The sequence below is a fragment of the Kribbella sp. NPDC050820 genome (assembly GCF_040653975.1).
GTDB lineage: Bacteria > Actinomycetota > Actinomycetes > Propionibacteriales > Kribbellaceae > Kribbella.
In genome coordinates this window covers 51,001-65,974 of sequence record NZ_JBFAHB010000035.1, presented here as the reverse complement: position 1 = coordinate 65,974, position 14,974 = coordinate 51,001, and the positions used below count along the sequence as shown (strand labels likewise).

Annotated in this window: 15 protein-coding genes; 5 read left to right on the top strand and 10 right to left on the bottom strand. The window is 69.8% G+C overall.

Annotation, left to right across the window (positions count from 1 at the left end):
• Position 1 precedes the first annotated feature (1 nt).
• The gene (locus AB0H36_RS26905; protein WP_360529022.1) at positions 2-697 is read left to right on the top strand and encodes a SagB/ThcOx family dehydrogenase; all 696 of its coding nucleotides are present in this window, start codon (positions 2-4) and stop codon (positions 695-697) included.
• Here the strand turns inward: AB0H36_RS26905 and AB0H36_RS26900 are convergent.
• From AB0H36_RS26900 to AB0H36_RS26875, 6 genes are all read right to left on the bottom strand, one after another.
• Entirely contained in the window at positions 694-3,627 is a 2,934-nt protein-coding gene (locus AB0H36_RS26900; RefSeq protein ID WP_360529019.1) for an AAA family ATPase, read from the bottom strand. The genes AB0H36_RS26905 and AB0H36_RS26900 overlap by 4 nt on opposite strands.
• 94 nt (positions 3,628-3,721) lie before the next feature.
• Entirely contained in the window at positions 3,722-4,117 is a 396-nt protein-coding gene (locus AB0H36_RS26895) for a hypothetical protein (RefSeq protein ID WP_360529016.1), read from the bottom strand.
• Positions 4,118-4,224: 107 nt separating this feature from the next.
• The gene (locus tag AB0H36_RS26890) at positions 4,225-4,815 is read right to left on the bottom strand and encodes a hypothetical protein (protein WP_360529013.1); all 591 of its coding nucleotides are present in this window, start codon (positions 4,813-4,815) and stop codon (positions 4,225-4,227) included.
• A 2-nt stretch (positions 4,816-4,817) separates the two neighbouring features.
• Positions 4,818-5,423 carry an RdgB/HAM1 family non-canonical purine NTP pyrophosphatase gene (gene rdgB, locus AB0H36_RS26885; RefSeq protein WP_360529010.1) on the bottom strand — a complete coding sequence of 202 codons (606 nt, stop codon included), beginning with the start codon at positions 5,421-5,423 and terminating at the stop codon, positions 4,818-4,820.
• Entirely contained in the window at positions 5,420-6,136 is a 717-nt protein-coding gene (gene rph, locus AB0H36_RS26880) for a ribonuclease PH (protein WP_360529007.1), read from the bottom strand. The genes rdgB and rph overlap by 4 nt, the downstream gene beginning before the upstream one ends.
• A 175-nt stretch (positions 6,137-6,311) precedes the next feature.
• Entirely contained in the window at positions 6,312-7,145 is an 834-nt protein-coding gene (locus tag AB0H36_RS26875) for an SGNH/GDSL hydrolase family protein (RefSeq protein ID WP_360529004.1), read from the bottom strand.
• A 147-nt stretch (positions 7,146-7,292) separates the two neighbouring features.
• Here AB0H36_RS26875 and AB0H36_RS26870 point away from each other — a divergent pair, with 147 nt between their 5' ends.
• From AB0H36_RS26870 to AB0H36_RS26860, 3 genes are all read left to right on the top strand, one after another.
• Positions 7,293-8,465: a Gfo/Idh/MocA family oxidoreductase gene (locus AB0H36_RS26870; RefSeq protein ID WP_360529001.1), complete on the top strand. Its 1,173-nt coding sequence runs from the start codon at positions 7,293-7,295 to the stop codon at positions 8,463-8,465.
• Positions 8,466-8,627: 162 nt separating this feature from the next.
• Complete coding sequence (locus tag AB0H36_RS26865; RefSeq protein ID WP_360528998.1) at positions 8,628-9,467, top strand: SAM hydroxide adenosyltransferase; 840 nt, start codon at positions 8,628-8,630, stop codon at positions 9,465-9,467.
• Positions 9,464-10,432: a crosslink repair DNA glycosylase YcaQ family protein gene (locus AB0H36_RS26860; protein WP_360528995.1), complete on the top strand. Its 969-nt coding sequence runs from the start codon at positions 9,464-9,466 to the stop codon at positions 10,430-10,432. The genes AB0H36_RS26865 and AB0H36_RS26860 overlap by 4 nt, the downstream gene beginning before the upstream one ends.
• Here the strand turns inward: AB0H36_RS26860 and AB0H36_RS26855 are convergent.
• The 4 genes from AB0H36_RS26855 to murI all read right to left on the bottom strand — a co-directional run bounded on the left by AB0H36_RS26855 (position 10,427) and on the right by murI (position 14,358).
• Positions 10,427-11,020: a TetR family transcriptional regulator gene (locus AB0H36_RS26855; RefSeq protein WP_360528992.1), complete on the bottom strand. Its 594-nt coding sequence runs from the start codon at positions 11,018-11,020 to the stop codon at positions 10,427-10,429. The two genes, AB0H36_RS26860 and AB0H36_RS26855, sit on opposite strands and share 6 nt — an antisense overlap.
• Positions 11,017-12,531: a DHA2 family efflux MFS transporter permease subunit gene (locus AB0H36_RS26850; protein ID WP_360528989.1), complete on the bottom strand. Its 1,515-nt coding sequence runs from the start codon at positions 12,529-12,531 to the stop codon at positions 11,017-11,019. Before AB0H36_RS26850 ends, AB0H36_RS26855 begins: the two co-directional genes overlap by 4 nt.
• A gap of 73 nt (positions 12,532-12,604) precedes the next feature.
• Positions 12,605-13,351 (bottom strand): MBL fold metallo-hydrolase, encoded by a 747-nt coding sequence (locus tag AB0H36_RS26845; protein ID WP_360528986.1) that lies wholly within the window; start codon positions 13,349-13,351, stop codon positions 12,605-12,607.
• Between the two features lie 203 nt (positions 13,352-13,554).
• Complete coding sequence (gene murI / locus AB0H36_RS26840) at positions 13,555-14,358, bottom strand: glutamate racemase (protein ID WP_360528983.1); 804 nt, start codon at positions 14,356-14,358, stop codon at positions 13,555-13,557.
• 202 nt (positions 14,359-14,560) lie between these two features.
• On the opposite strand from murI, the gene AB0H36_RS26835 reads away from it, so the two are divergent.
• Positions 14,561-14,920, top strand: coding sequence for a hypothetical protein (locus tag AB0H36_RS26835; protein ID WP_360528980.1), 360 nt, complete (start codon positions 14,561-14,563; stop codon positions 14,918-14,920).
• The last annotated feature ends 54 nt before the right edge of the window (positions 14,921-14,974 follow it).

Below are 14,974 nucleotides of genomic sequence, written 5' to 3'. Positions count from 1 at the left end.
GATGCCCGACTTTCCGACCCCGGGACGAGAGGACCCGACAGCGCGGTGGATCCCGCTGCCGCCGGGCATCAAGCTCGACATGCCGCTGGCCGACCTGGTCCGCGACCGGGTGTCCTGCCGCGCATTCCAGGATGGGCCGATCGGCTTCGCGGAGCTCGCGACGCTACTGCGGGTCGGCTACGGCAGCACCGGAGTGACCGATGACGGCCCGCTCTACGTAGTCGATCGACCGGTGCCGTCCGGAGGCGGGCTCTATCCGCTCGAGCTCAGCGTCATCGTGCGCTGCGTGGACGACCTGCCGGCCGGGATCTACCACTACGTGCCGCTCGCGGACGGCCTAGAGGTCGTCCAGGAGACTGCGGTGCCGCCGTCATCCGTCAGCAGGCTGTTTCTGGACCAGGCGTGGGCTGCCGAGGCTGCCGTCGTACTGGTGCTGTCCGCGCGCCCTATGGACAAGTACGGCGACCGCGGGCACCGCTATCTGCTGCTCGAAGCGGGTCACGTCGCGCAGAACGTCGTACTCGCGGCGACTGGGCTCGCTCTAGGCGTGGTCAACCTCGGCGGCTTCCTCGACGACGAGCTGTCCGGCCTGCTGCAGCTCAGGGACGAGATACCGCTGTACGGCGCAGCCGTCGGCCGACCGGCGTCCGCCGACCGCACTACCCGCCGCGCGCTGGGCCGACTGGAGAACGGCTAGTCCGGCGGTGGATGACCGAGCCGGACTGCCAGCGCAGCCACCTCATGGCGGGACGACGTGCCGGTCTTGTGCAGCAGGTTCGACACGTGCACGCTGACCGTCTTCTCACTGATGAACAGCGCCTTCGCGATCTCGCCGTACGTCCGGCCGGCCACCAGGTAGGACAGCACCTCGTGCTCCCGCTTAGTCAACGAACGCAAGCGTTCCGGCGCCTCGTCCGGTACGGGCTGCGTCGGCTCCTGCAGCGGAATGCCACCGAGAGCCGCCAAGGCCTCGACCTGGTTGAGCAAGGGCCGCGCACCGACCTCGCCAGCAAACCGGTGCGCAGACCGCAGCGGTACGGCGACGACGGACCGGGCGGCCCCTTCGTCGAGGAGCGCCTGTGCCCACCGTGATGAGGCGACGGCCTCGTCCCAACGCAGTCCCGCGACGGCACACCGCCGTACGGCGTCCGCCCAGGCGGCCGAGGTGGACGTCGCGGACGCCTCGAACAACGCCTGCATCGCCGGTTGGATCAGGTCAGCGGGACCGCCGGGTTCGAAGGGTGCCGGCTGCATCGTGCTGCGCGCGGCCCGGAGGTTGTCGAACGCGGCTTGGGTCGTCTGCAGAGCGCGGCTGTCCTGCCGGTCCCTGGCAGCGCCCATCAGCTCTGCCGCGGCGCGTCCTCCCCACACCAGCAGCTCGTCGGCGTCGCGGGTGTCGACGTTCTGCGCGCCGATCGTGTGCGACAGCAGGTCGAGCGCCTCTTCGGCTCGGCCGGTGGCGAGCAGGTACTCCGCCAGGACCGGCTGCGAGAACAGGCCCACCCGGCTCTCGAGTCCCGGGATCAGTTCCTTCGCCCGCTCGAGGTGCAGGCCCGCGACGTCCGTGTCGCCTTGCCGCACCGCCAACGCGGCCGCACTCAGGCGAACCATCGCGGCCGCATTCGGCAGACCACTCAGGGAGAGTCCTTCCCGGATGACCTCCGCGCTCTCCTGCAGGCGCCCGAACATCAGCAGGTGGTGGGACAGCAGCCCGGCCGCGAAGACCGCCACCGACTGCGCTCCGGCGTTGAGGGCGAACGCGAGGAACCGCTTGGTGGGGTCGATGCACTCGTCGACCCGGCCGCGCCGGCTCAGGTAGTTCTGGCGGATCACGAGCATCCGCCAGATCAGTTCCGGATCGCCGGTCTCCTCGGCGAATCCCAAGCCGGTGGCGGTGTCCTGGTCCGCTCGCTCACTGTGGCGGTCAGCATTTCCGCGAGCGGCGTACGCAAGGCTCAACGCCGCCTTCGCACCCGAGCGGTGAGCGGCCTGCACGGCTTCTTCGGCGTACGTCGCGGACAGCTCGAGCTCGTTGTTCCACCACTGGCACCAGCTCAGGTAGGCAAGGGCTTCGGCGTACTCCTCGCTGTCGGGGAAGCCCCGGCTGAGCTCGACCGCGTGCTCCGCCTCGGCGATCGGGCGCCCACGGGTCCGGCCGGTCGCGAAGGCCGAGTCCGCCCAGCGTCTGAGCAGCCGGCAGGCCTGGAGCGGGTCCGTGCGTTCGTCCACGAGTTCGCGCGCGCGGCTCCACGCCTGGAAGCTCGCCTCGCCGTCGCCGACCAGGTCGTTCGCCCGCGCGACCCGCTCCAGCAGGCGCACCTCGTCGTCGACCTTTCCAGTGTGGATCATCAGGCTTGCCGCCCGACGCAGATGGACCGCCTCCTCGCGCCGGGCCTTGATCCCGCTCGCCAGGTCGGCCGCTCGCAGCGACGCCTCGAAACAGGCCTTCAGGTCACCGGCAGCCTCATAGTGCAACGCGAGATCGCCCTGTCGCTGGACCTCGTCGAGGCCGGTCGCCGGACGCGCGGCAAGCGTCTTCGCCCAGGCGGCGTGCACCGACTCGGCCTCGCCGGGCACGAAGGTCGCGTACAGAACTTCGGCCAGCAACGAGTGCCGGAACCAGCACAAGCCCGCCCCCTGCGCCACGGTGATCCCGGTGTTCGTCGCCTCGGCCAGCGCGCTGGTCACCGCAGCAGGACCGATCCCGTGCGCCGAGGCGACCTCCCGCAGGTCGTCGATCGACGTCGGCCGGCCCGCGACCGCCAGCAGCCGCATGACCTCGCGCGCCGTCGCCGGAAGCCGGTGCCAGGCGGCGAGCAACGCGCCGCTCAGCTCGGCCGGCAGACCGGCGGGCAGTTCGTCGGCGGTCACCGGGACTCCCTCGAGGAGTAGCTCGCTGAGATAGGGGTTGCCGTCGGACCGTCGTACGACGTCGTCCACCAGGCGGTGATGTGGACGCCCGCCGAGCAACATCGCCACCTGCTGCTCGGTCTCGTCCCAGCTCAACCGGTCCAGGCGTACGACGCTCACCGCCGGCAGCCGGCGGAGATCCGCGAGCCAGCTGTGCATCGGATGACCGGTGCCGAGCTCCTCGTCGCGACACGTCGTCAGGACCGCCAGCCGCTGCCGGCGGAATCCGGCCACCAGATAGGCCAGCGCGTCCCGCGACGCCGGATCGGCCCACTGCACGTCGTCCACGACGAGAACCGTCGGCCGGCGCACGGCGATCGCCATCACCAGCGCATCGACCACGGACAACAGCCGGACCTCACGGTCGTCGGCGAAGCCTCCCAGCGACGGCAACAACTCGCCTGCGGCCGGGACTGCCTTGAGCACCTCGGTCACCTCAGCGGGCTCGGCCGACTCGACCCAACCCTCCAGTGCGGAGACCAGCGGCCCGTACGGCGAGTCCACCGCGCCGAAGCGGACACAGCGTCCCCACAAGACGGCGATGCCGCTGTCTGCGGCCTCGGCGCAGACGGCCTGGACCAGACGGGTCTTGCCCACACCTGCCTCACCGTGCACGAAGACCGCACACGGCCGACCTTCGGCTGCTCCCCGGATCGCGGATCCGAGGACCTCCGCTTCCTCGACCCGACCCGCAAGCCCGGCAGCTCCCCCTCCCACAGGGTTCAGTCTGCGCCCGCCGGCCTGGCCTGTCTGTACCAGCTGTCCGGCGTGCAGGCCCGCCGGACAGCTGGTCCCCCTCCTCCGGATACGCCTACGTGGCCGCGCGGTGGTGCCTGCGGAGCATCCAGATCCCGCCGAACGCGAGTCCGGCGGCGCCGAGCGCGGAGGCGCCGACCTGCAGCGCGGTGTCTCCGGTGTCGGCCTTGCTGACCTCGGCAGCGGGCACGTCCTGCACGGGCGTCACGCCGTACCGCGGGTGGCGCTGCGGCTGCTCGTACGCCGGGTCGTAGTTCGGGTAGCTGTACTCGGGGACCTTGGCACCGTCACCGGGGTAACCGGTGCCTTCGTCCGGCCAACCGGGCGGATCCGTCGAGACCGCGGTGAACTCCCGGTCCGGATGCGGGTCGGCGGCGGCTTCGGTGGCGGTGAACGCGAACGCGCCCACTGCGGTTGCGGACAGTGCGAGGGCTGACCACCTGCGGTTCATGATTCCTCCTGTGAGACCGGCGGCGGATTCGCCGCTTGATCTCACGATCGGATTCCGGCCCCGGTCCCCACATCGGAGACAACCCCTCAGAAACCGCCCCCTACCCCTCAGATGTGCAGGGAGTCCAGGTACGCCGTGCCGCGGGGGCTGAGCTCGTAGCCGACTTCGAGGCTGTGGGTGAGGCCGAGGTTCTTCAGCTTGCGGACGTCGAGCTTGAAGGGGGCGGTCTCGCGGCCGAGCTCGGTGGCGAGGTCGGCGGCCCGGGTGGCCGGCTTGGCCTGGATCAGGCGCAGCGTGGCGGTGGTCCAGGGGCCGTGGTGGCTGAGCGAGTCGAACTTCTCCAGGCGCGCGGTCAGGTCCTCGAGGTCCGCGGCGGTCAGCGTCGACTGGGCGGCGAGCTGCTCGCGGGGGTCGGGACCCTCGACCAGGTGGAACCTGATCAGGAACGTGGGCCAGTCCTCGTTGCCGCGCAGCCGGCGGCGCACGTCCTTCGCGTTGCGGCGGTCCGCGGCCGCGACGTCGTCGTCGTCGTCGGCGATCAGGTCCGGGTTGACCTCGCGGACGCTCTCGATCTCGATCCGGCCGGCGTTGGTGCGGTAGATCCGGCCTTCGACCACGCGTGCCTCGGCCCAGCGCCGGTACGCGGTGGTGATCCTGCCGTCCGCGACCCCGTCCCGATCCGATCCTGCGAACAGCATGGTTACCCTCCCAGCGCCTTCGCGACGATCGGGGCGAGGGCTCGCAGTGCCTTGCCCCGGTGGCTGATCGCGTCCTTCTCCTCGATCGACAGCTCCGCCGTGGTCCGGTCGTAGCCATCGGCGGCGAACAGGACGTCGTACCCGAAGCCGCCGGTACCGCGCAGCTCGCGGATGACGTGCCCGCGCATCTCGCCGATCACGATCTCGTCCTCGGCGTCCGGCCGGACGAACGCGACTGCCGCGATGAACGACGCCCCGCGCCGCTCGTCCGGCACGTCCTCCAACTGGCCGAGCAGCAGCACGTTGTTCGCGTGGTTGTCCTTGGCCGGCCCCGACCAGCGCGCGGACAGGACGCCGGGCATCCCGTTCAGCGCGTCGACGCAGATCCCGCTGTCGTCCGCGATCGACGGCAGGCCGGTCGCCGCCATCGCCGCGTGCGCCTTCAGCAGCGCGTTCCCCTCGAACGTCGGCTCGGTCTCGGCCGGCTCCTCGTACGGCGGTACGTCGCCCAGTCCGAGCACCTCGATCCCGGGCACGATCGGGGTCAGGATGCGACGCAGCTCCTCTAGCTTCTTCTTGTTGTTCGAGGCAAGCAAGACCCGCGTCACGCGAGCGCCTCCTGCTGCAGCTTGGTGAGCTCCGAGCATCCCGCCGTACCGAGCTCGAGCAGGCTGTCCAGCTCGGAGCGGTCGAACGGCGCGCCCTCGGCGGTGCCCTGCACCTCGATGAACCGGCCGTCGCCGGTCATCACCAGGTTCATGTCGGTCTCGGCCCGGACGTCCTCCTCGTAGCAGAGGTCGAGCATCGGGGCGCCGTCGATGATGCCGACGGAGACCGCGGACACCGAGCCGGTCAGCGGCTCGGACTTGAGCAGCTTGCGGTCGCGCAGGTACGAGACCGCGTCCGCGAGCGCGACGTACGCGCCGGTGATCGCGGCCGTCCGGGTGCCGCCGTCGGCCTGCAGCACGTCGCAGTCGAGCAGGATCGTGTTCTCACCCAGCGCCTTGTAGTCGATCACGGCCCGCAGCGAACGCCCGATCAACCGGGAGATCTCGTGCGTGCGGCCACCGATCCGGCCCTTGACCGACTCCCGGTCCGAGCGGGTGTTCGTCGACCGCGGCAGCATCGCGTACTCCGCGCTGACCCAGCCCAGCCCGGAGCCCTTCCGCCAGCGCGGCACGCCCTCGGTCACGCTCGCCGCGCACAGCACCCGGGTGCGGCCGAACTCGACCAGCACCGAGCCTTCCGCGTGGTCGAGCCACTTCCGGGTCAGCGTCACGGGCCGAAGCTGGTCGGGAGTACGTCCATCGATACGCGCCATGCCCCCGACCCTAGGGCATGACTGGCAGTTCCCTGCAGTCGCGAGCAGGTGCTCGGCGGAGTGCCTCGGTGTGCTGGAGGGGAGGGCTCGATGCGGATCCATCGTGACCTTCCCTCCAGTGCAGCGAGGCGCCCGCCGAGTGCCGCGCAGCACGCAGGGAACTGCCAGTCATGCCCTATGCCTCCACGCGCTGCACCTCCGCATTGGTGGCGGGCTTGAGCTGGCTGACTGCCATCCGGGCTGCCCACGGGGTCAGGTCGCCGGCCCGGCGGCCGAGCCACGGCACGCCCTCGCGGACCATCCAGACCGCGTCCGCCCACCTGCTCGGCGGCCGGTAGGCGCAGTCCAGCTCCGGCGGTACGTCGATCTGCAGCCCACGCCGGGCGAGCTCGTCGGCGAACCCGCGGGCCAGCCGGCGGTGACCGCGTTCACCGGGGTGCAGGCGGTCGACGCTCCAGAAGTCCCGGCGGTACACCTCCGGGTAGTCGGCCATGTCCAGCCGGATCCCGCCGAACCTGGCGTGCAGGTCGTCGTACGCGAGGTTGACCTGCTCGATCCGCTGCCACAGCGGCCGGCGCAGCCAGGCGGGCAGCCCGAACACCTGGCCGTGGTCGTGGAACCGGACGGTGAGCAGCAGTGCGCCGCGCCCGGTCAGCTGCTCGGCGCACAGGTACAGGCAGTCGCGGATCCGGCCGGGGTCGAAGGTGGAGCGCAGGGTGTCGTTGACCCCGACGATCAGGGAGGCGAGGTCGATCGGGGCCTCGGTCGAGACCGCGTCGGGCAGTTGGTCGGTCGCGACGGCGGACGCGGTGGCGCCGCTGGTCGCGAAGTTGGAGAACGTCACACGGTGGGAGCTGGCCAGGGCGTCGGCGAGCAGCGAGGCCCAGCCCCGCCACCCTTCGCCCGGGCGCGCACCGGCACCGGCAAGATCGGTCGTGCTACTGCCGTTCATCGGGTCCCCGACACCCACGGTGGTCGAGTCGCCCAGTGCCACGTAGTGGAGGCTCACATTCCGTCATGGTGACGTCACCGGTCGAGCCGCTGGTGTTGCCCGGATGACGACTGGGGCAATTCCAGCTGGAGGACGGGTGATTGAAGGACGGAAGTGCTCGGAGTTAGGGTGCTGCAAACAACTATGTGCAGGAGTTGCCTGGTTATGACTGATCTTCGGTTCGGTGTGGTGGGCCTCGGCGCCCGCAGCCGCATCGCGCAGTACGCCCACCGTCCCGGCGAAGGGTCCGAGGTCGTGGCGCTCGCCGACCCGGCCGCCGCGCAGCGAGACGCCGCGCAGGCGCAGTACCCGGAAGCCACCACACACGCCGACCACACCGAGCTGCTCGACCAGAAGCTCGACGGGGTCTTCCTGACCACGCCGGACGACCTGCACGAGGACCCGGCGATCGACTTCCTCCGGGCCGGCGTCGCGGTGTTCGTGGAGAAGCCCCTGGCGATCACCACGTCCGGGTGCGACCGGGTGCTGCAGGCGGCCTACGAGAGCGGCTCCCGGCTGTACGTCGGCCACAACATGCGGCACATGCCCGTCGTCCTGACGATGCGCGACCTGATCCAGTCCGGTGCGATCGGCGAGGTGAAGGCGATCTGGTGCCGGCACTTCGTCGGCCACGGTGGCGACTTCTACTTCAAGGACTGGCATGCGGACCGGCGCCGCACCACCAGCCTGCTGCTGCAGAAGGGCGCCCACGACATCGACGTGATGCACTGGCTGGCCGGCGGCTACACGACCCGCGTCAACGCGATGGGCGCACTCACCCTGTACGGCGGGATCGAGGACCGGCTGGACCGGTCCGGGCAGCGGTTCGCGGACTTCGTGTCCGAGTCGAACTGGCCGCCGCTGTCGCAGCAGGGGATGGCGCCGGTGATGGACGTCGAGGACCTGTCGATGGCGAACCTGCTGCTGGACAACGGCGTCTACCTCACCTACCAGCAGTGCCACTACACGCCGGACTACTGGCGCAACTACACCGTGATCGGCACCGAGGGCCGGCTGGAGAACTTCGGCGACAGCCCGGGCGGCGTGGTGAAGGTGTGGAACAGCAAGCGGTCCGGGTACCGCGACGACGCCGACCTGGTCGTCGACATCCCGGACGCCGACGGCGGTCACGCCGGCGCGGACCCGCGGCTGGTCGACGAGTACATCCGGTTCGTCCGCGAGGGCGGCGCGACGCTCACGTCGCCGGTCGCGGCCCGCGCCGCGGTGGCCGCCGGGTACGCCGCGACCACGTCCCTGCGCGAGAACGGCACCCCGATCGACATCCCGGCCCTGGACCCGGCGCTGGTCTCGTACTTCGACAACGGCCAAAGTCGCTAGTACCATCGCATCTCGTGACCTGGTACGCCGCTATGCGAATGCTGAGCCCTCGATGCGGAGGACTCTAGCGGCGCACGCACTGATGCTTGCAGCGAGAGAGGCCCCCGACGCGTCGGGGGCCTCTCTCATTTCCTTCCGGCTGCAAACGTCACTTGGAGAATCGTGTACCCGATCACCTACATCACCGACTGTTCCGACGGGAACGCCCGGGCCCGGCTCAGCACCCGCATCGGCGCGCTCTTCGGCCAGACCCCGACCATCGTGGCCGCCGACGGCCCCGACCCGGAGGCCTTCGCGGCCCTGACCCTGCTGGACTGCCTGAGATCGACGCAGTCCCTGGGCGAGGACGGCCATCCGACCATCACCCTGCTCAACATCGCGCCCCGCGACGGCGCCTGGCCGAACGGCGTGCCGTTCTGCTACTTCTGGTTCGGTCAGCACCTGGTCGCGAGCACGTTCAACCCACGAGCCCTGGCCCTGGTACGGCGGGAGCTCGACATCGACAAGGTGTTCGTCACGGACATCCGCGAGGTCCTGGCCGCGGCATCGTGGACGAACCTCACGCCTGCCGACGTGGACACCATCGCGGACACCCAGTTCCGCAGCCTCTGGTACCTGCCGCTGCTCGCCAAGTGGGTCGCCGACGACCGCCCGGTGGTCTCGACGGCAACCGTCGTACCCCTGACCCCGGACGAGCCGCCGACCGTGAGCGTCATCGACAACTTCGGCAACTGCAAACTCAACTGCCTCCCCGCCGAGGCAGGCTTCGCCCTGGGCGCCACCCTGCCCGTCATCCACCGCACCCCGACCGGCGCCACCACCATCACCCACATCACCTGCTACCCCCACCTCACCGCCGTCCCTCGCAACACCCCCGGCCTGATCCCCGGCAGCTCCGGCACCGGCTACCTCGAACTCGTAATCCGCAACGCGTCCGCCGCCAGCCACTTCAACCTCCAACCCGGCGACGCGCCCCTCCGCCCAGCAGAATCTGCTGGGTGAGCCTCTCGATCAGTTACCAGGAAGCCGTTCGCTATCGGTTGTGGGTGAATCGGCTGGTCGAGCGGTTGCCCGTTGGGGCTTATGTGGAGGCGGCTCGGTTCGGGTTGCAGGACACGGCTCCGCGGGATGCGCTGGTGGGTTTGTACGGGCGGGTGGAGAGGTGTGAGGCGGGGGCTTGGGAGGCTCCCGGGTTGATCCAGACCTACAGTCCGCGGTGGGCGGTGTACGTGTTGCCGGAGGCGGACTTCGGGGTGTTCACGATCGGGCGGTTGCCGCTGGATCCGGAGGAGCGGAAGGCGATCGAGGACAAGGCCGACCGGATCTGCCGGGACCTGGCGGGTGGTGAGCATCGGGGCGGCCGGGGGCCGGAGTTGCGGGGGTCGTGTGGGAGTGGGCGGCTGGCGCTTCGGTGGACGACGAGTGCGCTGTACGTCCGGGAGGTTCCGCGACCCGAGATCGACTTCTGGGATGCGCATCTGGAGCTGTGTCGGCGGCATGTGCAGGCGTTCGGCCCGACCACGGTCGAGGCGTTCGCGTGGTGGGCGGGATTGTCGAAGCCGGAAGCAGCCGAGGTCTGGCGAAAACTGGCGGACGAGTTGATGCCGGTCGACCTCGAAGGCCGCCAAGGGTGGATTCGTACGGCGGACGAGGACGCGGTCCGCTCCGCGCCAGAGTTCACCGGGGTTCGGTTCCTCGCGGCACCGGATCTGCGCCTGTTCGGTCAGGACAAGCACGGGCTGTTCATCGCCCCGGGCCTGAAGCCGCGCATCCACCTCCACGACACGTTCCACCCGAACGGACTCCTGCTGAACGGCAAGCTCGTCGGGACCTGGGGCCGCCGGAAGGGCAACGTCGACGTCCGATCCATCAAGCTCTCCGCCGGCGACAGGGAAGCGATCGAGGCCGAGGCGCTCGCCATGCCGATCCCCGGCGCGACCATGTCGGTTGCCATCACCGAGCTATAGCGGCAGCCCCGCCTGCAGGTGCTCGAAGGCCTGGTCCATCAACCGGAGGCTGTCCGGCAGGGACAGGTCAGGCGTCATCTCGTAGGTGGCCATCACGACCCCGACCACGGCACCGGCCCACGCGCGTACGGCGAAGTCGTCGGCCGGCCGGTGGACGCGTTCGGCCGCCAACTCGGCCAGCAGGTCGATCCCGGCGTACAACTGGTCGAGCATCCGGGCGCGGAGCTCGGGAGCCTTGAGGACGAGTCGCTGCCGCTCGGCCTCGAGTTGCCACTCCTCGTCGGACAGCGTGGCCAGGCTGTCCCGGAGGGTGGCGCGCAACGCCTCGGTCGGGTTCAGGCCGGCCGGCTGGGACCGGAACAGGTCGATCATCACCGGGTCGAGCCGGTCGAAGACGACGGTGTCCTCCTTGGTCGGGAAGTACCGGAAGAACGTGGCCGGCGACACCTCGGCGGCGGCCGCGATCTCCTGCACCGTCGTCTCGGCGTACCCCTGCTCCCGGAACAGCCGCAGCGCGTGCTCCTGAATGGCCGCCCGGGTCTTCGCCTTCTTCCGCTCACGCAACCCAGCCGGCTTGTCCGTCGTCATGACCCGATTGTGGCAACTTCTTCCGGCGTGCTCTCGGCGGACACGGGCCGGCGTGGGAGAAAGGCCAGGGCGAGGACGAGTCCGGCGAAGGCGACCACGCAGCACGTCCAGAGGGTTGCGGTCATGCCGTGCATGAAGGCATCGCGGGCCGACTCGGCCAAGGCCGGCAGGTTCGCCTGGGCTGCGACGGCCACGGCTCCGGATGCGCTGTCGCGAGCCGCGTGCGCCACGTCAGCAGGCAGTCCGGAGACGTCCAGCCGGTCCCGGTACGCAGAGTTGAGCACCGTCCCGAGGATCGCGACCCCGATCGTCCCGCCGACCTGACGCAACGCCTGGATCAGCGCCGAACCCGAGCCGCTGCGTTCGACCGTCAGCGCGCCGATCGCCAGCTCCATCACCGGCGGCAACGTGAACCCGATGCTGAGCCCGACCAGGCTGACCCAGATCGCCGTGTAGCCGTAGTTGACGTTGCCCAAGGCCCCCATCGCCAGCCCGGCGAGCATCAGGACGAAGCCGACGGAGACGGCCACCCGCGCCCCGGCCGCGACGACGAGCCGTTCGGCGATCTTCGCTCCGACCAGCAGGCCGCCGATGATCGGCAGCAACCGCAGCCCGGTCGACAACGCATCCGCACCCTGCACGGCCTGGAAGAGCTGCGGCAGCACGAACAGCAAGCCCATCAAGGCGAACGACGCCAACGTCGCAAGCACCGTCCCCCACATGAACCGCGGCGACCTGAACAGCGCAAGGTCGACCAGCGGATCCGTCGCCCGCACCTGCCACGCCCCGAACGCCGCCAGCAACCCCACCCCGAGCGCGATGCACCCAAGCGTCACGATCGAGCCCCAACCACGTTCCCCGGCCGCGATGAACCCGTAGGTGAGCGCCACCAGACCAGCCCCCGACAGCAGAATCCCGAGTACGTCGATCCGTCCCGAACGATGACCGCGGGTCGCCGGGATCAGCACGGCCACCGCGACCAGGCCGACCGCGACGAGCGGCAGGTTGATCAGGAACACCGAGCCCCAGCGGTAATTGTCCAGCAGCCAACCGCCGAGCACCGGCCCGAGCGGGATGCCGAGCGAGTTCGCCATCACCCAGATCGTCATCGCCCGCGCCCGCTCCTCCGGCGCGAACAGCACGTTCAGCAGCGACATCGACAGCGGGATCAGGAACGCCGCCCCGACCCCGAGCGCCGCCCGAGCCGCGATCAACTGCTCGGGCGACGACGAGAACGCACACGCGGCCGACGCGGCGCCGAACATCACCAGCGCGAAGATCAGCAGCCGCTTCTGCCCGAACCGGTCCCCCAGCAACCCCGCCGGCAGCAACAGCGCCGCGAGCACCAGCGTGTACGCGTTCGCGAACCATTGCAGCTGACTTGTCGACGCCCCGAGCTCGGTCGCAAGCGTCGGCAACGCCACGTTCAGCACGGTCAGATCCAGCCCGACCACCAGCAGACTGACCGACATCGCCCCCAGCGCCCACCACCGGCGCGGATCTGTATCCATGACATAACCCCTTCTGAGATCGACTCTAATTTGAGAGTAGATCTCAGAACCCAGATTTGTCCAGCGCCCGGCGTCAGATCTCGAAAACGGCGTGCGGGGTGGCGATGTCGACCGGGCCGGGGTAGGTCTTGCGGGCGTTCTCGGCCTGGGTCTCGCGGTCGTACCAGGGTGGGACGTGGGTGATGACGAGGCGTTTGACGCCGGCCTTCTTGGCCTGTTCGCCGGCGTCGGCGGGGGTGAGGTGCAGGTCGGTCGGGTTGCGCGGGTTGTTGTCCTGCAGGGCGGCCTCGGACAGCAGCAGGTCGGCGCCGCGGGCGAGCTCGATCAGCGCCTCGTTCGGCCCGGTGTCGCCGGTGTAGACGAGCGATTTGTTGCCGTGCTCAACACGAATCGCGTACGCCGGCACCGGGTGCACCATCGACGCGGTGCGCACCGTGAACGGCCCGATCTGCTGAACGTCCTTCCAGCTGTGGAACTCCAGTTCCTCCTCCATCCCCGGGTCGAGCGGCAGGTCGTACGCCAGCGCCATCCGGTACGCCGTACCGGGTGGGCCGTAGACCGGGATCCGCGGGATCGGGGAGCCTGGCGCGTACTTGGCCGAGACGTACAGGCCGCACAGGTCCATACAGTGGTCAGGATGCAGGTGGGACAGGCCGATGGCGCCGATCTCCGGGACGGCGAGGTGCCGCTGGAGCGAGCCGAGCGCGCCACTGCCGAGGTCCAGGATCAGGTTGAACCCGTCGGCGGTGACCAGATAGCTCGAGGCGGCCGAGTCCGGCCCGGGGACGGACCCGGAGCAGCCGAGCACGGTGAGCTTCATAGCTTGAACATTACCGGCGGGTTGCCTGCTTCGCAGGGAAGCCGGTGGCGTCACCGAAGAGCCGATCCAGCAGCCTGGCAATGATTTCGCGCACATCCACGCTCGATCTGGTGCCATGGACAACATCCAGTGCGAGACCCGTCACACCCGCGAGTACGAACCGGGACGAACGAGCGCTGGTACGACGAGGTGCCGGCGCGGGGTCAGCGGATCCAGGCGAACTGGTCGACGCCGGACAGAACCGGGCCAAGGAAGCGGGAGCCGATCGCGGCGAACTCGGCCGGGCTGCCGGTGGTGACGAACCGGTGCCGCGGCTCGGGCAGGTTGTCCGGGCGGAGCAGGCCGGTCTTGGTCAGCACGCCGTACACGTCCTTGGCGCACTCCTCCGCGCTACTGACCAGGGTGACGTTGTCACCCATCACGTAGGAGATGACGCCGGTCAGCAACGGGTAGTGCGTGCAGCCGAGGATCAGGGTGTCGACGCCGGCCTCGACCAGCGGGTCGAGGTACTCGTGGGCCGCCTCGAGGAGCTCCGGGCCGGACGTCACGCCGGACTCGACGAAGTCGACGAACTGCGGGCAGGCCCGGGTGAACAGCTCGACCTGCGGCGCCGCGGCGAAACCGTCCTCGTAGGCCAGCGAGGCCGCGGTCGCGCGGGTGCAGATCACGCCGACGCGCTGGTTCCGGGTCGCGGCGACGGCGCGGCGGGCGGCGGGCAGGATCACTTCCACGACCGGTACGTCGTACCGCTCGCGGGCGTCGCGGAGCATCGCCGCACTGGCCGAGTTGCAGGCGATCACGAGCATCTTCACGCCGGCCTCGACGAGGTGGTCGAGACACTCCAGCGCGTACTCACGCACCTCGGCGATCGGCTTCGGGCCGTACGGCTGCCGCGCGGTGTCGCCCAGGTAGAGGATCGGCTCGTGCGGCAACTGGTCGAGCACCGCCCTCGCGACCGTGAGTCCCCCGAAGCCTGAGTCGAAGATCCCCACCGGTGCGTCAGCCACGCCGGAAAGCTTAACCGGCGGCCGCGGGCCGGCCGGCCACACCTCTGGACAAACCCGGGATCGGGCAGTTCTGAAGCGAGCCTTACCTAACGTGATCAACCGACACGCCGGACTTATCCACATCTTTACTCTCCGGAGTTGCCTTTTCGCGTGATGCGCGCCACTCTGGAGCGATGTTTGTACGACCGCCCTTCGTGATGCCATGAATCTGGCGCACCACATCGCGGTGGCGCTGAGCACCACCGCCGCACCGAATCCGCAACCGGAGAACGCCACGGCCGCTGGGCAGGCCGCCGGTCAGGCTGCGGAGACCAACAGCACCATGGCGGATGTCCTGGCGACTCTCGGGCCGACCGGGACGATGCTGGTGCTGGCCATGGCGGCGTTCGCTCTGTACGTCGTCTCGCTGTCGCTGCACCCGAACGCCAAGTGCCACCGTTGCAAAGGCGCCGGGCGGCACCACGGCAGCATCTTCAGCTACGCACAGCGCCCCTGCACCAGCTGCAAGGGCCGCGGCGTCCATCCCCGGATCGGACGCAGGATCCTCTTCAAGCAACCGTAGGCCGCAGATGACCTGAGTATCCATCAGGTGCCCAAGGCAACAACAAGGCACCGG

Coding starts and splice junctions, on each gene's coding strand:
- AB0H36_RS26890 (WP_360529013.1), bottom strand. CDS start 4,815: ATGCTGTTCGCAGGATCGGATCGGGACGGGGTCGCGGACGGCAGGATC.
- AB0H36_RS26845 (WP_360528986.1), bottom strand. CDS start 13,351: ATGAAGCTCACCGTGCTCGGCTGCTCCGGGTCCGTCCCCGGGCCGGAC.
- AB0H36_RS26835 (WP_360528980.1), top strand. CDS start 14,561: ATGAATCTGGCGCACCACATCGCGGTGGCGCTGAGCACCACCGCCGCA.
- AB0H36_RS26855 (WP_360528992.1), bottom strand. CDS start 11,020: ATGACGACGGACAAGCCGGCTGGGTTGCGTGAGCGGAAGAAGGCGAAG.
- rph (WP_360529007.1), bottom strand. CDS start 6,136: ATGGCGCGTATCGATGGACGTACTCCCGACCAGCTTCGGCCCGTGACG.
- AB0H36_RS26850 (WP_360528989.1), bottom strand. CDS start 12,531: ATGGATACAGATCCGCGCCGGTGGTGGGCGCTGGGGGCGATGTCGGTC.
- AB0H36_RS26870 (WP_360529001.1), top strand. CDS start 7,293: ATGACTGATCTTCGGTTCGGTGTGGTGGGCCTCGGCGCCCGCAGCCGC.
- AB0H36_RS26905 (WP_360529022.1), top strand. CDS start 2: ATGCCCGACTTTCCGACCCCGGGACGAGAGGACCCGACAGCGCGGTGG.
- AB0H36_RS26895 (WP_360529016.1), bottom strand. CDS start 4,117: ATGAACCGCAGGTGGTCAGCCCTCGCACTGTCCGCAACCGCAGTGGGC.